Source organism: Kribbella sp. NPDC003557 (assembly GCF_040610805.1).
Taxonomy (GTDB): domain Bacteria; phylum Actinomycetota; class Actinomycetes; order Propionibacteriales; family Kribbellaceae; genus Kribbella.
The window spans coordinates 79,880-99,543 of record NZ_JBEXMY010000013.1 but is presented as its reverse complement, the minus strand read 5'-3'; the positions used below and the strand labels follow the sequence as shown (position 1 = coordinate 99,543).

General features: G+C 70.4%; 20 protein-coding genes and 1 tRNA gene. 7 read left to right on the top strand and 14 right to left on the bottom strand.

Annotated elements, in window-relative coordinates; all coding sequences use genetic code 11:
- The 5 genes from ABZW60_RS38770 to ABZW60_RS38750 all read right to left on the bottom strand — a co-directional run bounded on the left by ABZW60_RS38770 (position 1) and on the right by ABZW60_RS38750 (position 5,210).
- The gene (locus ABZW60_RS38770) at positions 1-1,296 is read right to left on the bottom strand and encodes a homoserine dehydrogenase (protein ID WP_355485645.1); all 1,296 of its coding nucleotides are present in this window, start codon (positions 1,294-1,296) and stop codon (positions 1-3) included.
- Positions 1,293-2,699 (bottom strand): diaminopimelate decarboxylase, encoded by a 1,407-nt coding sequence (gene lysA / locus ABZW60_RS38765; protein ID WP_355485643.1) that lies wholly within the window; start codon positions 2,697-2,699, stop codon positions 1,293-1,295. Before lysA ends, ABZW60_RS38770 begins: the two co-directional genes overlap by 4 nt.
- The gene (gene argS, locus ABZW60_RS38760) at positions 2,696-4,354 is read right to left on the bottom strand and encodes an arginine--tRNA ligase (protein WP_355485641.1); all 1,659 of its coding nucleotides are present in this window, start codon (positions 4,352-4,354) and stop codon (positions 2,696-2,698) included. The genes lysA and argS overlap by 4 nt, the downstream gene beginning before the upstream one ends.
- Positions 4,355-4,451: 97 nt before the next feature.
- On the bottom strand, positions 4,452-4,979 hold the full coding sequence (locus tag ABZW60_RS38755) for a hypothetical protein (RefSeq protein WP_355485639.1): 528 nt from the start codon (positions 4,977-4,979) through the stop codon (positions 4,452-4,454).
- 45 nt (positions 4,980-5,024) lie between these two features.
- On the bottom strand, positions 5,025-5,210 hold the full coding sequence (locus ABZW60_RS38750) for a PspC domain-containing protein (protein WP_355485637.1): 186 nt from the start codon (positions 5,208-5,210) through the stop codon (positions 5,025-5,027).
- 190 nt (positions 5,211-5,400) lie between these two features.
- On the opposite strand from ABZW60_RS38750, the gene ABZW60_RS38745 reads away from it, so the two are divergent.
- Positions 5,401-5,472, top strand: a tRNA-Arg gene (locus ABZW60_RS38745).
- Positions 5,473-5,852: 380 nt separating this feature from the next.
- On the opposite strand, the gene ABZW60_RS38740 is transcribed toward ABZW60_RS38745, so the two are convergent.
- The 4 genes from ABZW60_RS38740 to ABZW60_RS38725 are packed head-to-tail and all read right to left on the bottom strand — an operon-like array spanning position 5,853 to position 9,566.
- A complete protein-coding gene (locus ABZW60_RS38740) occupies positions 5,853-6,782 on the bottom strand; it encodes an SDR family NAD(P)-dependent oxidoreductase (protein WP_355485635.1) in 930 nt (309 codons plus the stop codon).
- Positions 6,779-7,216, bottom strand: a complete 438-nt coding sequence (locus ABZW60_RS38735; RefSeq protein ID WP_355485633.1) for an SRPBCC family protein — start codon at positions 7,214-7,216, stop codon at positions 6,779-6,781. Before ABZW60_RS38735 ends, ABZW60_RS38740 begins: the two co-directional genes overlap by 4 nt.
- A complete protein-coding gene (locus tag ABZW60_RS38730) occupies positions 7,213-8,685 on the bottom strand; it encodes an SDR family oxidoreductase (RefSeq protein WP_355485631.1) in 1,473 nt (490 codons plus the stop codon). The genes ABZW60_RS38735 and ABZW60_RS38730 overlap by 4 nt, the downstream gene beginning before the upstream one ends.
- The gene (locus ABZW60_RS38725) at positions 8,682-9,566 is read right to left on the bottom strand and encodes a cobalamin B12-binding domain-containing protein (protein WP_355485629.1); all 885 of its coding nucleotides are present in this window, start codon (positions 9,564-9,566) and stop codon (positions 8,682-8,684) included. The genes ABZW60_RS38730 and ABZW60_RS38725 overlap by 4 nt, the downstream gene beginning before the upstream one ends.
- A gap of 95 nt (positions 9,567-9,661) precedes the next feature.
- Between ABZW60_RS38725 and ABZW60_RS38720 the strand changes: the two genes are divergently transcribed.
- Genes ABZW60_RS38720 through ABZW60_RS38710 form a run of 3 tightly spaced genes read left to right on the top strand, consistent with a single transcriptional unit; the run spans position 9,662 to position 12,944 of the window.
- Positions 9,662-10,909: an FAD-dependent oxidoreductase gene (locus tag ABZW60_RS38720; RefSeq protein ID WP_355485627.1), complete on the top strand. Its 1,248-nt coding sequence runs from the start codon at positions 9,662-9,664 to the stop codon at positions 10,907-10,909.
- A complete protein-coding gene (locus ABZW60_RS38715; protein WP_355485625.1) occupies positions 10,906-11,640 on the top strand; it encodes a DUF1365 domain-containing protein in 735 nt (244 codons plus the stop codon). Before ABZW60_RS38720 ends, ABZW60_RS38715 begins: the two co-directional genes overlap by 4 nt.
- On the top strand, positions 11,637-12,944 hold the full coding sequence (locus ABZW60_RS38710) for a cyclopropane-fatty-acyl-phospholipid synthase family protein (RefSeq protein ID WP_355485623.1): 1,308 nt from the start codon (positions 11,637-11,639) through the stop codon (positions 12,942-12,944). The genes ABZW60_RS38715 and ABZW60_RS38710 overlap by 4 nt, the downstream gene beginning before the upstream one ends.
- Here the strand turns inward: ABZW60_RS38710 and ABZW60_RS38705 are convergent.
- Positions 12,878-13,411, bottom strand: a complete 534-nt coding sequence (locus ABZW60_RS38705; RefSeq protein WP_355485621.1) for a hypothetical protein — start codon at positions 13,409-13,411, stop codon at positions 12,878-12,880. The genes ABZW60_RS38710 and ABZW60_RS38705 overlap by 67 nt on opposite strands.
- Positions 13,412-13,510: 99 nt before the next feature.
- On the opposite strand from ABZW60_RS38705, the gene ABZW60_RS38700 reads away from it, so the two are divergent.
- Positions 13,511-15,022 carry a serine hydrolase domain-containing protein gene (locus ABZW60_RS38700; protein WP_355485620.1) on the top strand — a complete coding sequence of 504 codons (1,512 nt, stop codon included), beginning with the start codon at positions 13,511-13,513 and terminating at the stop codon, positions 15,020-15,022.
- Between the two features lie 8 nt (positions 15,023-15,030).
- Here ABZW60_RS38700 and ABZW60_RS38695 read toward each other — a convergent pair whose 3' ends face one another.
- Genes ABZW60_RS38695 through ABZW60_RS38680 form a run of 4 tightly spaced genes read right to left on the bottom strand, consistent with a single transcriptional unit; the run spans position 15,031 to position 17,584 of the window.
- The gene (locus tag ABZW60_RS38695) at positions 15,031-15,426 is read right to left on the bottom strand and encodes a VOC family protein (RefSeq protein WP_355485618.1); all 396 of its coding nucleotides are present in this window, start codon (positions 15,424-15,426) and stop codon (positions 15,031-15,033) included.
- On the bottom strand, positions 15,423-16,052 hold the full coding sequence (locus tag ABZW60_RS38690) for a maleylpyruvate isomerase family mycothiol-dependent enzyme (protein WP_355485617.1): 630 nt from the start codon (positions 16,050-16,052) through the stop codon (positions 15,423-15,425). Before ABZW60_RS38690 ends, ABZW60_RS38695 begins: the two co-directional genes overlap by 4 nt.
- Before the next feature lie 18 nt (positions 16,053-16,070).
- A complete protein-coding gene (locus tag ABZW60_RS38685) occupies positions 16,071-17,258 on the bottom strand; it encodes an RNA polymerase sigma factor (RefSeq protein WP_355485615.1) in 1,188 nt (395 codons plus the stop codon).
- The gene (locus ABZW60_RS38680) at positions 17,255-17,584 is read right to left on the bottom strand and encodes a YciI family protein (protein WP_355485613.1); all 330 of its coding nucleotides are present in this window, start codon (positions 17,582-17,584) and stop codon (positions 17,255-17,257) included. Before ABZW60_RS38680 ends, ABZW60_RS38685 begins: the two co-directional genes overlap by 4 nt.
- A 61-nt stretch (positions 17,585-17,645) precedes the next feature.
- Between ABZW60_RS38680 and ABZW60_RS38675 the strand changes: the two genes are divergently transcribed.
- A complete protein-coding gene (locus tag ABZW60_RS38675; RefSeq protein WP_355485612.1) occupies positions 17,646-18,023 on the top strand; it encodes a VOC family protein in 378 nt (125 codons plus the stop codon).
- Positions 18,024-18,094: 71 nt separating this feature from the next.
- Positions 18,095-19,591, top strand: coding sequence for a glucose-6-phosphate dehydrogenase (gene zwf / locus ABZW60_RS38670; protein ID WP_355485610.1), 1,497 nt, complete (start codon positions 18,095-18,097; stop codon positions 19,589-19,591).
- The last annotated feature ends 73 nt before the right edge of the window (positions 19,592-19,664 follow it).

Sequence of the window (19,664 nt, the reverse complement as noted above, 5' to 3'; positions counted from 1 at the left end):
TTACTCGCCTTCTACCCGCATCACACTGCTGACTTCACGGACGATGTCCATGTCGCGCAAGGACTCCACGGTCGCGGACAACGCGGCGTCGGTCGCGGTGTGGGTGACCACCACCAGCTGCGCGTCACTGCCCCGGCCTTCTTGGCGGACGGTCTGGATCGACACGTCGTGCTCCGCGAAGGCATGGGCCACCGCCGCCAGCACACCGGCCTTGTCGGCCACGTCGAGCGACACGTGGTAGCGGGTCGTCGCGTCGCCCATCGGCCGCACGGCCCGCTGGGTGTACGACGACTCGCCGACTCCCGGCACACCCTTGAGCCGGTTGCGCGCGGCGGACACCAGATCCCCGAGGACGGCACTGGCCGTCGGGGCGCCGCCGGCACCACGACCATAGAACATCAGCTGGCCGGCCGCTTTGGATTCCACGAAAACCGCGTTGTACGCGTCCCGGACGTTCGCCAGCGGGTGGGTCGCCGGGATCATCGCCGGGTACACGCGGGCGCTGACCGAATCGCTTACCTCGTCCAGCTCGCAGATCGCGAGCGACTTCACCACGCAGCCCATCTCCCGGGCCGACGCGATATCGGTCGCGGTCACCTCGGTGATGCCCTCGCGGTGCACGTCGGCGATCGAGACCCGGGTGTGGAACGCCAGGCTGGCCAGCAACGCGGCCTTCGCGGCGGCGTCGAAACCCTCGATGTCCGCGGTCGGGTCCGCCTCGGCGTACCCCAGCGCCTGGGCCTCCTCGAGCGCCTCGTCGAAGCCGGCGCCGGTGCTGTCCATCTTGTCGAGGATGTAGTTCGTGGTGCCGTTGACGATGCCCATCACCCGGACCACGTCGTCACCGGCGAGCGACTCGCGCAGCGGCCGCAGGATCGGGATCGCGCCGGCCACCGCGGCCTCGAAGTACAGGTCACGCTGGTACTTCTCCGCGGCGGCGAACAGCGTCGGGCCGTCCTCGGCGAGCAGGGCCTTGTTCGCCGTGACGACCGAGGCGCCCTGCTCGAGCGCGGTCAGGATCAGGCTGCGGGCGGGTTCGAGACCGCCGATCACCTCGATCACCAGGTCGAGGTCGCCGCGCGACACCAGCGCCTGCGCGTCGGTGGTGATCAGGTCCGGGTCGACGGCGATGTCACGCGCGCGGCCCGGCCGCCGGACGGCGATGCCGGCGATCTCCAGCCGGGCGCCGACCCGGGCCGCGAGATGGTCCGCCTGCTCGGTCAGGATCCGCACCACCTCGGTGCCGACCACTCCGCAACCGAGCAGGCCTACCTTGAGAGGTTTTGCGTCGTTCATTCGGCGGCCCCCATGTCGAGGAGAAGCAGGTCGTCTTCGGTCTCACGGCGTACGACGACGCGCATGTGGCCGTCCTTGACCGCGATCACCGGTGGCCGCGGTACGTGGTTGTAGTTGCTCGCCATCGACCGGCAGTACGCACCGGTGCCCGGGACGGCGACCAGGTCGCCGGGCCGCACGTCGGCGGGCAGGAACTCGGCCTTCACGACGATGTCACCGGCCTCGCAGTGCTTGCCGACCACGCGGGCGAGCGTCGGGCCGGCGTCGGAGTACCGGTTGGCGAGCGTGCAGGAGTAGTCGGCGTCGTACAGCGCGGCGCGGATGTTGTCGCTGATCCCGCCGTCGACCGACACGTACGTCCGGGAGGCGCCGGCGTCCAGCTCGACCTCCTTGACGGTGCCGACCGCGTAGACCGTGCACATCGCCGGGCCGACGATCGCGCGGCCGGGCTCGATCGACACCTTCGGCACGTCGACGCCGAACGCGCGGCACTCGTGCTCGACGATCTTGCCCATCTCGGTCGCCAGCTGCGCCGGGTCCGACGGGTCGTCCTGGGTGGTGTACGCGATCCCGAAGCCGCCGCCCAGGTCGAGCTCCGGCATGTCGACGCCGAGCTCGTCGGAAACCCTTGCGTGCAAGGCGATCACGCGCTTCGCGGCGACCTCGAAACCGGCCGAGTCGAAGATCTGCGAGCCGATGTGCGAGTGCAGGCCGAGCAGCTCCAGCTCCGGCGCTTCGTTGACCCGGGCAACGGCTTCGTACGCCGCGCCGGAGGTGATCGAGAAGCCGAACTTCTGGTCCTCGTGCGCGGTCGCGATGTACTCGTGGGTGTGCGCCTCGACGCCGGCGGTGACCCGGATCATCACCGGGGCGACCACGCCGCGCTCGCCGGCCAGCGCGATCAGCCGGGAGATCTCGTGCTGCGAGTCGACGATGATCCGGCCGATCCCCGCGTCCAGCGCGCGGGCCAGCTCGGCCTCGGACTTGTTGTTGCCGTGGAACCCGAGCCGCTTCGGGTCGGCGCCGGCCCGCAGCGCGACGGCCAGCTCTCCCCCGCTGCAGATGTCGAGGTTCAGCCCCTCCTCCATCACCCAGCGGACGATCGTCGTGCACAGGAACGCCTTGCCCGCGTAGTAGACGTCGAAGTCCTTGAACGCGTGCTTGAACGCGCGCGCCCGGGCGCGGAAGTCGTCCTCGTCCAGCACGTACGCCGGGCTGCCGTGCTCGGCGACCAGGTCGCGCACGTCCACGCCGCCGACGACCAGCGAACCCTCGGCGGTCTTCTTCGCGGTGGACGACCAGAGCTGCGGGACCAGGTCGTTGACGTCGCGGGGCGCGCGCAGCCAGGACGGGCCGCGGTGGCCGATGTCGGCGTGCAGCGCGCCCGCCTCGTGCGCCCTCACATCCGCTCCGGTGCGGAGACGCCGAGCAGGTCGAGCCCGTTGGCGAGAACGGTCCGGGTCGCGGACACCAGGGTCAGGCGAGCCTTGTGCACCGGCTCCACCTCCTCGTCGCCGCGCGGCAGCACGCGGCAGCTGTCGTAGAACTTGTGGAACGCGGACGCGGTGTCCTCGAGGTACCGCGCGATGCGGTGCGGCTCGCGCAGCTCCGCGGCGGTGGCGACGACCCGCGGGAACTCGGCCAGCGCGCGCAGCAGGTCGCCCTCGCGCTCGTGGCTGAGCAGGCCCGGGTCGAACTCGTCCAGCTTGATACCGAGCTCGTCGGCGTTGCGCAGGATCGACGCCAGCCGGGCGTGTGCGTACTGCACGTAGTACACCGGGTTCTCGCTGGCCTGGCGGGTCATCTCCTCGATGTCCAGGGTCAGCGGCGAGTCGGCCGGGTAGCGGCAGAGCGTGTAGCGCAGGGCGTCGACGCCGCCCTCCTCGACCAGCTCGGCGAGCGTGACGATGGTGCCGGCCCGCTTGGACAGCCGCATCTCCTCGCCGCCCTTGAGGATCTTCACCAGCTGGCCGATCAGGATCTCGATGTTGTGCTCGGGGTCGTCGCCGGCGCACGCCGCGATCGCCTTCAGCCGGTTCACGTAGCCGTGGTGGTCGGCGCCGAGCAGGTAGATACAGGTCTCGAAGCCGCGCTCGCGCTTGTTCACGTAGTACGCCGCGTCGGAGGCGAAGTACGTCGGCTCGCCGTTCGACCGGATCAGCACCCGGTCCTTGTCGTCGGTGAAGTCCGTGGTCCGCATCCAGAGCGCGTCGTCCGCCTCGTACAGATGGCCCTGGTCGCGGAGCTTCTGGATCGCGTGCGGCACGCCGTCCTGCTCGTGCAGGCTGCGCTCGGAGAACCAGACGTCGAACTTGGTCCGGAAGTGCTCGAGCTGGTCCTGCTGCTCCTTGAGCTGACGCTCGTACCCCGCCTCGCGGAAGGCGATCACCTGTTCGTCCTCCGGCAGGGACAGGATGTCCGGCACCTCGGCGACGATCCGCTGGGCGAGCTCGACGATGTACTCCCCGTGGTAACCGTCCTCGGGGATCTGGTGCCCGTGCGCGGCGGCCTGCAGGCTGGCGCCGAACTTGTCCATCTGGTTGCCGCGGTCGTTGATGTAGAACTCACGGCTGACGCTCGCGCCCGCCGCGGCCAGCACGCGGGCGAGCGCGTCGCCGACGGCCGCCCAGCGGGTGTGGCCGAGGTGCAGCGGACCGGTCGGGTTCGCCGAGATGAACTCGAGGTTGATCGTCCGGCCCTGCAGGCTGTCGCTCGTCCCGTACGCCGGGCCGGCGTCGAGGATCGACTGCGCGACCTTGCCCTGGGCATCGGCCGCGACCCGCAGGTTGATGAAGCCCGGGCCGGCGATCTCGACCGCGGTGATCGCCTCGTCGTCGCGGAGCCGGGCGGCCAGCAGCTCGGCGAACTGGCGCGGATTCAGCCCGGCGCGCTTGCCCAGCTGCATGGCGACGTTCGTCGCGTAGTCCCCGTGCTCGGGGTTCTTGGGTCGCTCGACCTTCAGCTCGCGCGGCAGCCCGCCCTCGACGGTGATGGTGCCGTCGGCGGCGAGCGCGGCCAGGGCCTGCAGGATCTTCTCAGCGAGCTGTTCCGGGGTCACCGGATCAGCCTAATGGGCCTCGGGCGAAACCCTTGACTCACCATCCACAGCCCGGTACGCGGGCTGTGCTGCTGCTTCCCCCACCCCACCGCCCTGGTCAGGTCCGCGCACTCACCGTGACGTGACTGTTGCGCGCCAGCGGGGTGTCCCACGGCGCCGGCTTGCCGTCGACGGTGACCAACAGGTCATGGCAGGCGTCCGCGAGGCATTTCGCGTCGTACCGCACACCCCACAGCGTGAAGAACTGAGCCAGCGTCGGCTTCTCGGCGGCGGTCTTGGCCTCGACCCAGACCTGGCCGTCGGTGGTGTGGGTGTGGACGGCCGCCTGCTCGGCGCGGAGCTTGTCGACGCCGATCCCGGCCGGGACCTGCACCGGCCGGCCGTCGACCGTGACCGCGATGGTCAGCGTGTACGGCGAGGGGCCGGAGAAGTCGAGCGGGAGCCGTTCGAAGCCGGCCTTGTCGATGTACGAGACCGCGTCCCGGGGCGCGTCCCAGGGTGGTGCGCCGGTCCGGAGCTCGGCGGCCGCCGGCGCCGCCGGGCCGACCTGGCACCCGGCCAGTACCCCGCAGACGAGCAGGACCGCCGCCGTCGCGACCGACGGGCGCCACCTGCCTGCTCTCATGATGAGCAGGTTGCCAGGTGCGCCGCGACGGCCGGCGGCCGGGGGTCAGTCCTCCGACGGCATCAGGATCCAGAGCACGATGTAGATCAGGAACTGCGGGCCGGGGAGCAGACAGCTGATCACGAAGATCAGCCGCATCGTGTTCGCGGAGATACCGAACCGGCGAGCCAGTCCGGCGCAGACACCGCCGATCCAGCGATCACGCGACGGGCGAACCAGAGAGCTAGCCATGAGAACCGAATTCCTTTCCGCTGTTGGGCTTACCTCCACTATGACGCTGCCCAGGACGGATCTGATCCCCCTCCGCCGCGGTTCCAGGGTCCGCTCAGGGGTCCCCCGTACGACGATCGGCAGGGGTCGGTGTCGCCGGCCCAATTCGGGGTTTCGCCGCACTTCCTGCTACTGTTCTGCTCGTTCCTGAGCCCCCGTAGCTCAGGGGATAGAGCACCGCCCTCCGGAGGCGGGTGCGCAGGTTCGAATCCTGCCGGGGGCGCGACCGATCTGGCCGATCCTTGTGCGCAGAAAGCGCGCACCTGGGATCGGCCGTTGTGTTTTCTGGGGGTGCAACCCCCAGACCCCGCCCGGCGGGGCTTCGCCCCCCGGACCCCCCACAGGTATGTGGCGCGGCGGGAATGTGGCGTTATGCGGCGCGGCGGGAGTGTGGCGTTATGCGGCGCGGCGGGAATGTGGCGTCGGGCGCGGCGGGAATGTACGAGCGCACCCGCGAACTCCTAGCCGTGGCGTCGGGCGCGGCGGGGAGGCGGCGGCCGGCGGGGCGGGGATGCGGCGTCGGGCGCGGCGGGGATGCGGCGGCCGGCGGGGCGGGGAGGCGGCGGCTGGCGGGCTGGGGTTCGGGGGACGGCGGGGTGTGGGTCAGGGGATGCCGGCGGTGGTTCGGCAGTGGGTCCAGAGGTGGTTTGTTTCTGCTTCGGGGCTTTGGGTGTGGCGGAAGTAGTGGGGTGGGCGGGGTTCGCGGTCGTGCCAGAACTTGCCTGTTGGGGGTGTCGGGTGGGTGGCGGCGAGCCAGAGGGTGGTGTCCACGCCTTCTTCGGGGGTTCTGAGGAACGGCTTGGTGAGGCGGGTGAAGCCGGGGAGGGAGTCGGTCAGGCCGGGGGTTTCGGACCAGCCGGGGTGCATGGTGGCGACGAACGTGGGGGCCAGGTCTGCTGCCAGGAGTGGGGTCAGGGCTACTTGGATGCGCTTGCTGCGGGCGTAGGCCGTGGCGCCGTGGTAAGTGCCCTGGAGGTACTCAGGGTCGTCGGCCGGGAGCCGCTGCGTGTACATGCCGCCGGAGGCCACGAAGATGACCCGGCCGTCCTTCAGGTTGGCACGCAGAAGCTCAGTCAGTAGCAGTGGCCCGAGGACGTGGGTGGCGAAGGTCAGTTCGTGGCCCTGGGCGGATTCTGTACGGCTGGGTGGCATGACGCCGGCGTTGTGGACCAGGACGTCGACAGGGCCGGTCAGTCCGGCCGCGTAGCGGCGTACGGCGTCCAGGTCGGAGACGTCGCACTCGTCCAGGACGAGGTCCGCGTCGGGGAGTTCGCGGCGCAGCTCGGTCAGCGTGGCGGCGGCCCGGTCTGCGTCGCGGACGACCAGCCGGACTCTGGCACCCAGGCGGGCGAGGCCCGCCGCTGTTGCCTTGCCGAGGCCGGAGCGGGCTCCTGTGACCACGGCGGTCTTGCCAACCAGAGAGCCTGGCGCTGGGTCGTTGTCCGGCCAACGACGGCTGCGCAGGCGATAGCCGAGACGGGTGTAGCCGGGCACGATCGTGCGGTCCAGAAGGGTGTCCAGGACTCCGCTCATGCGGCCAGCCTTCCCAAGGCGTTGCGGAGGCCTTCCTCGGCCTCCTCCCCCAGCCGGTCGAACGACCTGCGCAGGAAAGGTTCGGCGAGGCCGACGAGACCCTTGAGCCGGAACTCGGCCCGGTAGGTGACCCGGGTCAGGTGGGACTCGCTGTGGAACGTCATGGTGTCGCGGGCAACGATTGTCCGGTTCTCGCCGCGCAGGACGATCCGGTCCGGCCGGACGCACTCCTCGACCACGTAGGTGAGCTCGGTCTCGCGGCCGTTGAAGCGGGAGGTGTTGTGGTACGTCGTGCCGACCCCGCCGTCACCTGAGACCAGCGTGGTGCGCACCGTGCCCGGGTCCCATTCCTGGGTGGTGCGGAAGTCTGCGAGATAGCCGAAGACCCGTGCGGCGTCGGCCGCTACCGTGACTTCGCGTTCGATGACGATCATCTGTTCTCCTCCGTTCGTTCGGCGGCATGGGCGATGTTGCGTTGCATGCCGCCGAAGACGACGTCGTGGAACGGTCGGATGGCCGCCCAGTACAGCTCCCCCGGTAGACCGCGGGGGTGGAACAGCGCGCGCTGCCGGAACAGCGTGCGGCCGTTCCCGTCGGTACCGGCGCGCAACTCGAGCCAGGCCTCGCCGGGCAGTCGCATCTCGGCACGCAGGCGGAGCAGCCGGCCGGGCTCCACGGTCTCCACCCGCCACCAGTCGAGCGGGTCCCCCACGGCCAGCCTGTCGGGGTGCAGCCGGCCGCGGCGCAGGCCCGGGCCGCCGACGACCCGGTCGAGCAGACCGCGGGTCCACCAGCCGAGTCGCCACGAGTACCAGCCGCGGCGGCCGCCGATGCCCTCGATCACCTTCCAGAGCCGCTCCGGCGCCGCGTCGACCGTGCAGTCGCGCTCGTCGACGTACAGCGAGCCGCCGGACCAGTCCGGGTCGCTCGGCAGCGGATCACTCGGCGCACCGGGTGTCGAGGCGGAGGCCCAGGACGTGGTCACGTCCAGGTCGTGCACCTTCTTCAGCGCGAGCTCGACGGCCCGGTCGAAGCCGATGGCACCTCCGCGGCGCGGAGGGACGTACTGGTCGATGTCGTGGTCCTTGCAGACCACCTCGTGCACCAGGCTGTCGACCAGCGGCCGGGCAATGCCGCTCGGCACCGGCGTGACCAGACCGACCCAGTGACTCGACAGGCCGGGCGACAGCAGCGGCAGCGTCACGATCCGCCGCGGCCGCAGGCCTGCCACGGCTGCGTAGCGCTGCATCATCGCGCGGTACGTCAGCACGTCCGGTCCGCCGATGTCGAAGCCACGGTTCACGTCGACCGGCATCTGCGCGGACCCGACGAGATAGCGCAGTACGTCGCGGACCGCGATCGGCTGGATCCGCGTGTCCAGCCAGCGCGGCGTGAGCATCACCGGCAGCCGCTCGGTCAGGTAGCGCAGCATCTCGAAGGACGCCGAGCCGGAGCCGATGATGACCGCGGCCCGGAGCACGGTCGTCGGCACGCCGCTGGCCAGCAGGATCTCGCCCACCTCGCGGCGGGACCCGAGGTGCCGGGACAGGTCCTCGTCGTCCGGGTGCAGCCCGCCGAGGTACACGATCCGGGCGACGCCGGACTCGCGGCAGGCTGCCCCGAAGGCCAGGGCGGTACGCCGGTCGCGCACCTCGAACTGCTGCCCGGAGCCCATCGAGTGGATCAGGTAGTACGCGACGTCGACGCAGTCCAGCGCTCTGGTCAGCACCGCCGGATCGGAGGCGTCCCCGGCCACGACCTCGATCCGGGACCGCCACGGGCGGGTGTCGAGTCGCTCCGGGTGCCGCGCCAGGACGCGCACGTCGTACCCGGCGGCCAAGAGCTCAGGGACCAGCCGTCCGCCGATGTAGCCGGTCGCTCCGGTGACGAGGATCCGGGTCATCGCTGGGCCAATCGCTCGGCGGCGGTCGCCGGGTCCAGGTCGACGTACTGCGCTCCGACCGTCGCCGCCAGCTCCATCGAAGCGCCCGCGCCCGCGAGTGCGACCGATCGGCCGTGCGAGAGCTGGACGAGCTCCGGACGGATCGCGTCGAAGCGCGACCGGTCCGAGGCGGACAGCATCACCAGGTCCGGTCCGAGCGCCCCGGCCGTCCGTTCGACGTCGGCCATCGGCGAGTCGGCGCCGAGGAAGACCACCCGCCAGCCGGAGCGGCGCAGGACCAGACCGAAGGACAGCAGGGCGATGTCGTGCAACTCGCCGGGCGGACAGGCGAGCAGTGCTCGCGGACCGTGACCTGCTCCCCAGCCCGTCGACAAAGCGGCCAGCCGTGACCTGATGACGTTGCTGGCGAAGTGTTCCTGGCCGACGGTCACGTCGCCGCGCTCCCACCGGTCACCCAGCTCCCGCAGATACGGCATCAGCACCTCGCGGATCACCGCCTCGACGGTCAGCGCACCGAACAGTTGGTCCAGGACGGCGTGCGCTGCCCGCTCGTCGAGATCGTCCAGCGCGGACCGCAGCCGCGCCGTGCCGCCGGCCTCGGCCATCCGGACCAGCAACGGGTCCGCGGCCGCCGGCGCTCCGTCGGGCTCGGCCAGCACCGCGCGGGCCGCCTCGGCGGCGGACAGACCGTCGGCGATGTAGGCCCGCATCCGCTGCACCCGGCGCACGTCGGCGTCGGAATACAGCCGGAAGCCGCCCGGCGAACGGGTCGGGGACAGCAGGCCGTAACGGGATTCCCAGGCCCGCAGGACGTGCTCGCTGACACCGGCGCGCTTGCTCAGCGCGCCGATCCGCAGACCGCCCGGCACCGAAGTCTCCATGAGCACACTATACAAACTCTAGACAGACCTTTGACTAGAGGCCCTCGATATGCCTAATCTCTAGACAAACCTTAGACAGCCTTGGAGGCCAGACCATGACCGAGTCCGTGGCTGTGATCGGCGCCGGCGTGTCCGGCCTGACAGCCGCCTATCTGCTCGGCCGGCGCTACGCCGTCACGCTGCTCGAGGCCGAGCCGCGGCTCGGCGGGCACGCGCACACGCACGACGTCACCGACCCCGCCGGGCAGCGGCTCGCGATCGACACCGGCTTCATCGTGCACAACACCCGCACCTATCCCCTGCTGCGGAAGCTGTTCGGCGAGCTCGACGTCCGGACCCGGCCGACCGAGATGAGTATGAGCATCTGCGATCCGGCCACCGGACTCGAGTTCGCCGGCGGCCGCGGCGCGACCGGGATCTTCGCCCAGCGCCGTCGGCTCGCCGACCCGCGCTTCCTCGGCCTGCTCCGCGAGGTGCGCCGCTTCCACCGCAGCGCCGCGCGCTACATCGCGCGCACCGGCGACGACGACCTCGCGACGCTCGGCGAGTTCCTCGAGGCCAAGCGCTTCGGCCCGGACTTCACCCGGCTGTACGCCGTCCCCGTGGTGTCCTGCGTGTGGTCGTGCGGCGGCAACTCGGCGCTGACGTACCCGGCGCGGTACCTGTTCCGTTTCCTCGACCACCACGGCATGCTCTCGGTCAGCGGCTCGCCGCAATGGCTGACCGTCACGGGCGGCTCCCGGCAGTACGTCGACGCCGTCGCCGCGCGGATCGGCACGGTCCGCACCAGCCGGCCGGTGCGTTCCGTCCAACGGCACCCGGACGGCGTGACGATCACCGGTGCCGACGGCACCACGAAGGAGTTCGACCGGGTCGTGCTGGCCACCCACGCGGACCAGGCCCTCGACCTGCTCGCGGACGCGTCACCCGAGGAGAAGGCGGTGCTCGGACCGTTCGGGTACAGCGACAACGCGACGGTGCTGCACACCGACACCTCCTTGCTTCCGGCAACGAAGAACGCCCGCGCCTCGTGGAACCACGTGATCCGCCCCGGCGCGCCGCTGACGACGTACTGGATGAACAAGCTGCAAGGTCTGGAGACCGGCGAGACCTACCTGGTCACGCTGAACGGTGCCGACGCGGTCGATCCGGCGCGGGTGATCGCCCGGATGGACTACCGGCACCCCCTGTACACCCCGAAGGCGGTCGCCGCCCAGCCCCTGCTGGCGACCCTCAACACCAGCCGTACCGCGTTTGCAGGGGCGTATCACGGCTGGGGTTTCCACGAGGACGGCTGCCGCGCCGGCGTAGCGGCAGCCGGGGCCTTCGGGGTTCGCTGGTGACGGTCGCCGGGTTGTACCCCACAACGCCGGCGATCGTCATCGGCTCGGTCAAGCACGGGCGATCCGTCCCGATCCGCCACGCTTTCCGGTACCGGGTGTACCAGTGGCTGGTCGATCTGGACGACCTGCCGCGGCTGCCGTGGTACCTGCGCCCGCTGGCCCGGTTCGACGCGCGTGACCATCTCGGCGGCCGCGGTCCCACGATCAAGGCCGAACTGCGCCGCTATCTCCACAGCCAGGGCATCGAGTACGACGGACGCGTGCTGATGCTCGCCAACGCCCGCGTGCTCGGCCACGTCTTCGATCCGCTGACCGTCTTCTGGTGCGTGGACAGCCCGTACGTCGTGGCGGAGGTGCACAACACGTACGGCGAACGGCACGTGTATCTGCTGACGCCGGACGCGGGCGGCACCGCCGGGACCGCGAAACAGTTCTACGTCTCGCCGTTCAACGATGTCTCGGGCGACTACGAACTGCGGTTCCTGCTGGACCGCGACCGGGTGCGCGTCCAGGTGAACCTGTCCCGCGCCGGCCGTACGGTCTTCGGCGCCAGTTTCGACGGCGCACCACGGCCCGCCACCCGTCGGGCGATCCTCGCCGCCGCCGTCCGGATGCCGCTGATGCCGCAACGGGTGTCCGCGCTCATCCGGCTGCACGGCATCCGGCTGTGGGCCCGCCGCCTTCCCGTCATGCAGCGCCCCGAGCACCAACTCCAGGAGGGACTTCGATGAGCACGCTGACCGTCGCGCAACCACTCTGCCTGCGCCACCCGGCGTTCCGGCCGCTCTGCGTCCGGGCCTGGGTCGCCCGGCTGATCGTCGACCGGATGCTCGACGGCATCGCGGTCCGCGCGGTCTACCCGGACGGGACGGTCCGCGGCGGCGGCGGACCCGACGCTCCGGTCCTGCGGATCGTGCGGCCGGAGTCGATGTTCGAACGGCTGGCGCACAACCCGAAGATCGGGCTCGGCGAGGCGTACATGGCCGGCGACTGGGTTGCGGCCGACGGCACCGACCTCGGTGATCTGCTGACACCGTTCGCGGAGCGCGTCGCCCATCTGGTGCCGGCCGCGCTGCTCCGCTTCCGGCGGCTGGTCGACCGGCGCGTACCCCGCTGGCAGCGCAACACGCTGACCGGTGCCCGCAGCAACATCAGCGCGCACTACGACCTCAGCAACGCATTGTTCGGGGCGTTCCTGGACCCTGGCATGACATACAGCTCCGCGCTCTTCGATCACGACGGACCGGTGTCCGGTCAGGATCTCGAAGCGGCGCAGACCCGCAAGGTCGAGCGGATCCTCGACCTCGCCGGCGTCGGCGCCGGCAGCCGGGTGCTGGAGATCGGGATCGGCTGGGGCACGCTGGCCATCGCCGCGGCCCGCCGCGGTGCCCACGTCACCGGCGTCACACTGTCGACCGAGCAGCTGCAGCTGGCCGAGAAGCGGGTCGCCGACGCCGGGCTCGCCGACCGCGTCGACCTGCGGCTCCAGGACTATCGGGCCGTCACCGGTTCGTACGACGCGGTGGTCAGCGTGGAGATGATCGAGGCGGTCGGCGAGGAGTACTGGCCGGACTACTTCCGCACCCTGGACCAGCTGCTCGCACCGCGCGGCAAGGTCGCGCTGCAGGCGATCCTGATGGACCACGACCGGATGCTCGCCACCCGCCACTCGTACAGCTGGATCCAGAAGTACATCTTCCCCGGCGGCCTGATCCCGTCCCGGACCGCGATCGACGAGACCGTCGCGCGGCACACCACCTTGACGGTCGACGACGACTACCGGTTCGGCCAGGACTACGCGGAGACGCTCCGCCGCTGGCGGCAGCAGTTCACCGCCAACTGGCAGGCCGTCCGGACCGAGGGCTTCGACGAGTCCTTCCGGCGAGCCTGGGAGTACTACCTGGCCTACTGCGAGGCAGGCTTCGCCGCCGGCTACCTCGACGTCGGCCAGCTCCGCCTGACGCGTGATCAGCTGTCCGGCAAGGAGAACGTCGACAGCACGACGCGGTCCTTGCCCGGCGACTCGGCCAGGTAGGGCTCGACGAGTTTCGTGAAGCCGGCCCGGAAGGCTGCCATGTCGTCCGGGCTCAGGTAGAGGGCGAGCTGCGAGTAGCCCAGTTGGTCCAGCCGCGGTTGCAGGTCGCCGCTGTCGACCGCGCGGTCGAAGTCGGCGGCCAGGCGGGTCAGCATCATCAGGAACGCCTGGCGGTGCTGGTCCGCCGTCATGGCGCGTGCCTCGCGCTCGTCGATCCGGCCGACCTTGGTCTGGTCCAGGCTGAGCGTCCGTTCCGTCGTACCGCGGATCTTGCGCTCGCGGACCACGGTCAGGTACCCGGCGTCGATCAGCGCGGCGACGTGGCGGTAGAGCGTCGTGGTGGGGATGTCGGGCAGGTCGCGCTTCAGGTCCGTGGTGGTGACCTCACGACCGAGGGCCCGCTGCGCGATCCGCCAGCGGATCGGGTGCAGCAGCACGTCCAGCACCGGGGTCGGCGACTCGTCCATCGACGCTCCATCAGGGTTCTTTCAGGGTATCCATTGATACCAACGCTGGTAATAATAGCGGCATTGGAAGCATTCCCGTTCGCCCGAGGAGACGTTGACGTGTCGCTCACCCGTCGCACCGTGCTCAAGTCCGCGGCCGCTGTCGTACCTGTTGCCGCATTGTCCACCGCGCCCGCCGCGGCCACCGGGCCCGCCGCCGGTCTCCGGGAGCCGGTCGCGATCGGGCGGCTGGCCGAGAAGATCGAGGCCGGCCTGGCGAAGTACGCGATCCCCGGCGCCGGGCTCGGCGTCTGGTACCGCGGCCGGGAGTACGTCCGTGGCTTCGGCGTCACGAGTGTGGACACCGGCGAGCCGGTGTCCGGCGACACCGTGTTCCGGATCGGCTCGACCAGCAAGACGTTCACCGCGACCGCGATCATGCGGCTCGTCGAGCGCGGCCGGATCGGTCTCGACCGGCCGGTCCGCGCGTACCTGCCGGACTTCGCGACCCAGGACCCGTCGGTCGCGGCGCGGGTCACTGTCCGGCAACTGCTGAACCACTCCGCCGGCTGGCAGGGCGACTACTTCGAGGACACCGGCCAGGGCGACGACGCGCTCGCGACGTACGTCGGCGGCATGCCGAAGGTCCCGCAGCTCACGCCGCTCGGGAAGGTGTTCTCGTACAACAACGCGGCGATCGGCGTCGCCGGGCGGATCATCGAGGTGGTGACCGGGAAGCCGTACGAGGTCGCCGCCCGCGAACTGGTCGTCGACCCGCTGGGACTCGGGCACAGCCGGTTCTTCCGCAGCGAGCTGGACGGCTTCAGCGTGGCCGCGTCGCACAACATCGTCGACGGCAAGCCGGTCGTCGAGCCGACGTTCGACGCGATGCCGCGGGCGCTGCACTCGATCGGCGGGCTGATCTCGAGCGCGCGGGACCAGCTGCGGTACGCGCGGTACCACCTGGGGCATCGGGACATGCCCCAGCTGCTGAGCGACCGCAGCAGGCGCGCCATGCAGTCGCATCCGGGTCCGGGCGGCACGCTGTTCGTCGAGCTGAAGGGCGTCGGGGTCGGCTGGATGTTGCGCCCGACCGCTCAGGGCCCGACCGTCGTGCAGCACGGTGGGGACTGGAACGGGCAGCACTCCGGCTTCCTGCTCGTTCCTGAGCGGGACTTCGCCATCACGCTGCTGACCAACTCCGAGAGCGGGCCGTTGCTGGTCGCGGACCTGTTCGCCGATGACTGGGCGTTGCAGGAGTTCGCCGGTGTCAGCAACCTCCCCGCCGTACCGCGGGAGCTGCCGCCGCGCCGGCTGGCGGAGTACGCGGGCACGTACGTCTCACAGCAGATCGGGTTCGACGGCAAGCCGGAGGAGCTCGGACTGGATGTCTCCGCCGACGGCGGCGAGCTGGTCGCGGGGGTGGGCGGCCAGACGCTGTTCCGGTTCGCGTTCTACCGCAAGGACTACGTGCTTGCGCTGAACCCGGACGGTACGCCCACGCACGTCCGGGCCAACTTCGTCCGCGGCAACGACGGACAGGTCGAGTGGCTGCGGTACGGCGGCCGCCTGTTCCGCTTCCACCCGGCCGGAACGCGACAGGCGACCGCCTTCAGCCACCGCGTGCTCTAGTCGGTGCTCTAGTCCGTGCTCCAGTCCGTGCTGACCATCCACAGGTGGCCGTCGGGGTCGGTGAACGTGGTCAGGTAGGCCCACGGCTTGCGAGTCGGGACCGTCACCTGCACGGCCCCGGCGGCGACCGCCTTGGCCGACGCCGCGTCGACCGCGTCCTCGCTGTCGACGCGCAGGCCGAGGATGCACTCGCTCTGCCCCGGTGGCGCGGCGGGCTGCTCGCCGAGCACCCAGCCGAAGCCGCCGGTCGGGATCAGCATCATCGTGACGTCCGCGGTCAGCTGGAACTGCAGCGGTTCCGGGATGCCGTCCTCGTCGGGCTCGCCAACGGGCGTCAGGCCGAGCGCCTCCTGGTAGAACGCGTACGAACGCGGGCGGTCCTCGATCGGCAGGCTGATGATCATCGGGTCACTCCAACGGTGAATCGGTCGGCGTCACGTCCGGACAAGTGGTTCGGCGGGAGGCTACGACCGCTGAGGACCAGCAGGAGGTCCTGCGCCGTTCCGGTGAGCGGTACGCCGGTGCCGTAGCTCCAGGCGAGATCGGTGGCTCGCAGTTGTACGCCGGCCAGGTCGACGCCGAAGAACTTGACCTGACGCGGCTTCAGCGCGTCGAAGATGATCCGCATCTGCTCCTCCGGCACCCGGCGATCGATGCCCAGCGCAACGGTCAGGTCGAGCCCGTGCGTCACGTCGTGCGCCAGCGCGCCGGCATACCCGCCACCCGGCGGTTTCCACGCGTGATCGACGTTCTGCCGCAGACACCCGACCAGCTCCGCCGGCGTCAGCTCCACCGCATCCCGGCGCGCCTGCCGATCGGCGTACCGGTTGAAGTTCCCTCCCGCCCGCAGCATCCCGGCGACGAACCGCGGTCCAGAGACCCGGAACGGCATGGTGATATGCGCAACCAACTCCCGCACCCGCCACCCGTCACACAACGTAGGCCGGTCCCAGTCCTCCTCCCCCAGCCCGGCCAGCACCCCAACCAACTCACTCCGCTCAGCCGCCACAGCAGCCCTGATATCCGTCATGCCCCACCGACGAACGGCTCAGGCCCGGACAGACACCTCCCGCAGTCTTTTTTCCAGATACCTGCGTTCGGCGTCCGTGGTGGCCAGCGTCAGGGCTTCCTGGTACGCCGTGGTCGCCTCCGGCCAGCGCTGCAGGCGGCGGAGGAAGTCTGCTCGGGTGGCTGGGAGGAGGTGGTAGCCGGAGAGGTCGCCGGTGGCCAGGGCGTCTACTAAGCGGAGGCCTACTGCTGGGCCGTCGGCCATGCCTATGGCTACGGCGCGGTTGAGGGCTACTACGGGGGTTTGTGGGAGTTGGGCGTAGAGGGCGGCGATCTGGGGCCAGTCGGTGTCGTTGGGGGTGCGGGCGGTGGCGTGACAGGCGGCGATTGCTGCCTGGATCTGGTACGGGCCGGGCTCGTTGCGGCGGAGTGCTGCGTCCAGGACGTCAACACCTTCGGCGATCCGGGCGTGGTCCCAGCGGGTGCGGTCCTGGTCGTCCAGCGTGATCAGGGCGCCGTCAGGTGCCACGCGGGCGTCGCGGCGGGCGTCGTGGAAGAGCATGAGAGCGAGGAGACCCGCCGCCTCGGGCTCGTCGGGCATCAGCTGGACGAGCAGCCTGGCCAGCCTGATCGCTTCACCGGTCAGATTGCTCCGGACGACGTCGGTGTACCCCTCGTTGAACAGCAGATACAGCACCGCCAGTACGGCCGGTGTCCGCTGCGGCAGCAGATGCGCCGGCGGGACGCGGTACGGGATGCCCGCGTGCTGGATCTTCTGCTTCGCGCGGGTCAGGCGCTTCGACATGGTGGTCTCCGGGACCAGGAACGCCCGCGCGATCTCCGCCGTACTCAGACCGGCCAGGGTCCGTAGCGTCAACGCGACGCGGGCCTCCATCGCCAGGGCGGGATGACAGCACGTGAACATCAGCCGCAGCCGGTCGTCCGGTACGTCGTACGGCGCGTCCTGCTCGGACCCGACCGCGGCCACCTGCCGCAGCTTGGCCGCACCGACGGCTTCGCGGCGCAGCCAGTCGATGGCCCGGTTGCGGGCGGTCCTGGTCAGCCAGGCGCCCGGCCGATCCGGTACGCCGTCCTTCGGCCACCGCAGCAGCGCCGCGGCGAACGCCTCCTGCGCGCACTCCTCGGCCAGCTCCCAGTCGCCGGTCAACCGGATCAGCGTGGCGACCACCTGGCCCCACTCCTGCCGGTAGATCTCCTCGAAGGTCACACCGGTGGTTCCAGCACGGGCCGGATCTCGATCGTGCCGTAGCCGGCCGCAGGGTGCCTGGACGCGATCTCGATCGCCTCGTCCAGGTCGGCGCAGTCGATCAGCACGAACCCGCCGATCTGCTCCTTCGTCTCCGCGAACGGCCCGTCGGTCAGCAGCAACTCCCCGGCACGCACCCGGACCGTGGTCGCCTCGTCCGGCGGCCGCAGCCCGGCCCCGCCGGCCACCACCCCGCGGGACTCCATCTCCTCCGTCCAGCCACCGCACCCGTCGTTGGCGTGCGCGGCGGCCGACTCGTCTCCACAGATCATCAGCAGGTACTTCACCGCTTCATCCTCGCAGGTCTAGCGTCGGCAGCAAGGGAACTCTTTGGGGGAGGTACAGCAGATGACAGGGCGGATCGTGCACTTCGAGGTGCCGTACGACGACGGTGAGCGAGCGCGGGTGTTCTACCGCGAGGCGTTCGGGTGGAACCTGATGGAGATGCCCGAGCTGAGCTACACGATGGCCTCGACCGGACCGGTCGACGAGCAAGGGATGCCGGCCGAACCCGGCTTCATCAACGGCGGGATGTTCCAGCGCACCGAGGATCTCACCCGGCCGATGCTGACGATCGACGTCCCGGACATCGACGCGGCGTGGAAGACGATCGAGAGCCTCGGCGGCGAGCGGGTCGGCGAGAAGCTGCCGGTCGGCGACATGGGCTTCGCGGCCTACTTCAAGGACCCGGAGGGCAACACCCTCGGTCTCTGGCAATCAGCCTGACCCCTGGCTGTCACCGGAGCCACCTAGACTGCGGAGAGTGTTGGCTCCGGTGGCGTCCTCGGGAGGACTGAATGCCTGACCGTACTCAGACCATTGCGTATCCGGCCCCCGGATCGCGACCGTCGCGGCGGGATCCGGAGCCGCTGGCGCCGCACGTGATCGTGCTGTTCGGCGCCACCGGTGACCTGGCCAAGCGCAAGCTGCTGCCAGGGCTGGCGTACCTGCAGCAGTCCCGGTTCGCCCCGGACGTGCGGATCATCGGCACCGCCACCGAGGAGCTCAGCTGCGACGAGTTCCGCGAGCGGGCGCGGCAGGCGGTCGAGATGTTCGGCACGCACGCGATGAGCGACGCGGAGTGGGCGCAGTTCGCCGAGCGGCTCGAGTACGTGCCGGTCACCGCCGGCCCGGACGCGCTGGCGGCCGCGGTCAAGGCGGCCGAGGAACTGCTCGGCCCGGACACCCGGCGGCTGCACTACCTCTCGGTGCCGCCGAAGGCCGCCCAGGCGGTGATCGCGATGCTGCGCGACGCCGGCCTGGTCGAGCGGGCCCGGGTGGTGATGGAGAAGCCGTTCGGCGACGACCTGGCCAGCGCGATCGAGCTGAACGACTTCGTCCACGAGACGTTCGACGAGTCGCAGATCTTCCGGATCGACCACTTCCTCGGCAAGGAAGCCGCGCTGAACATCCTGGCGTTCCGGTTCGCGAACGGCCTGTTCGAGCCGATCTGGAACCGCAACTTCATCGACCACGTGCAGATCGACATCCCCGAGGCGCTCGGCCTGGACCAGCGGGCCACCTTCTACGAGCCGACCGGCGCGTTCAAGGACATGGTCGTCACACACCTGATGCAGGTGATGTCGTTCGTCGCGATGGAGCCGCCGACCGCCCTGGAGCCGCGGGCGATCTCGGAGGAGAAGAACAAGGTCTTCCGGTCGATGCTGCCGCTCGATCCGGCCTGTGTGGTCCGCGGTCAGTACGGCGGCTACCGCAGCGAGGAGGGTGTCGCGCCGGACTCGGACACCGAGACGTTCATCGCGCTCAAGGTCGAGATCGACAACTGGCGCTGGGCCGGCGTGCCGTTCTACCTGCGCACCGGCAAGAAGATGGCCGAGGGCCAGCGGATCATCTCGATCGCCTTCAAGGAGGCGCCGAAGACGATGTTCCCGGCCGGCTCCGGTGTCGGCTCGGAGGGTCCGGACCACCTGACGTTCGACCTGGCCGACTCGTCGCGGGTGTCGCTGTCGTTCTACGGCAAGCGTCCCGGCCCGGGCATGCGGCTGGAGAAGCTGTCGATGCAGTTCTCCACCCAGGAGACCCAGAGCGCGGGCGACGTGCTGGAGGCGTACGAGCGGTTGATCCTGGACGCGATGCGCGGCGACCACACGCTGTTCACGACCGCGGAGGGTATCGAGTCGCTGTGGGATCGCTCCGCGCCGCTGCTCGACGACCCGCCGCCCGCCAAGCCGTACCAGCCCGGCACCTGGGGGCCGAACGCGATCCACCAGCTGATCGCGCCGCGCGCCTGGCGGCTCCCGTTCGAACGTGAGTGGCGCCAGGCCAAGTCGTAAGCCATTGCCGTCGTCGGCACCGAGGCGCACTATCGAGGTGTGATGTAGGTCATGAACACCTCGGAGGGCGAGG

Excerpts from the sequence above, each read along its gene's own strand:
- ABZW60_RS38705 (WP_355485621.1), bottom strand. The coding sequence starts at position 13,411 with ATGGACGAGTCGCCGACCCCGGTGCTGGACGTGCTGCTGCACCCGATC.
- ABZW60_RS38735 (WP_355485633.1), bottom strand. The coding sequence starts at position 7,216 with ATGATCGTCATCGAACGCGAAGTCACGGTAGCGGCCGACGCCGCACGG.
- ABZW60_RS38755 (WP_355485639.1), bottom strand. The coding sequence starts at position 4,979 with ATGAGAGCAGGCAGGTGGCGCCCGTCGGTCGCGACGGCGGCGGTCCTG.
- ABZW60_RS38675 (WP_355485612.1), top strand. The coding sequence starts at position 17,646 with ATGACAGGGCGGATCGTGCACTTCGAGGTGCCGTACGACGACGGTGAG.
- zwf (WP_355485610.1), top strand. The coding sequence starts at position 18,095 with ATGCCTGACCGTACTCAGACCATTGCGTATCCGGCCCCCGGATCGCGA.
- ABZW60_RS38750 (WP_355485637.1), bottom strand. The coding sequence starts at position 5,210 with ATGGCTAGCTCTCTGGTTCGCCCGTCGCGTGATCGCTGGATCGGCGGT.
- ABZW60_RS38695 (WP_355485618.1), bottom strand. The coding sequence starts at position 15,426 with ATGATCATCAGCCTGCCGATCGAGGACCGCCCGCGTTCGTACGCGTTC.
- ABZW60_RS38740 (WP_355485635.1), bottom strand. The coding sequence starts at position 6,782 with ATGAGCGGAGTCCTGGACACCCTTCTGGACCGCACGATCGTGCCCGGC.
- ABZW60_RS38690 (WP_355485617.1), bottom strand. The coding sequence starts at position 16,052 with ATGACGGATATCAGGGCTGCTGTGGCGGCTGAGCGGAGTGAGTTGGTT.
- ABZW60_RS38730 (WP_355485631.1), bottom strand. The coding sequence starts at position 8,685 with ATGACCCGGATCCTCGTCACCGGAGCGACCGGCTACATCGGCGGACGG.
- ABZW60_RS38770 (WP_355485645.1), bottom strand. The coding sequence starts at position 1,296 with ATGAACGACGCAAAACCTCTCAAGGTAGGCCTGCTCGGTTGCGGAGTG.
- ABZW60_RS38725 (WP_355485629.1), bottom strand. The coding sequence starts at position 9,566 with ATGGAGACTTCGGTGCCGGGCGGTCTGCGGATCGGCGCGCTGAGCAAG.
- ABZW60_RS38710 (WP_355485623.1), top strand. The coding sequence starts at position 11,637 with ATGAGCACGCTGACCGTCGCGCAACCACTCTGCCTGCGCCACCCGGCG.
- ABZW60_RS38720 (WP_355485627.1), top strand. The coding sequence starts at position 9,662 with ATGACCGAGTCCGTGGCTGTGATCGGCGCCGGCGTGTCCGGCCTGACA.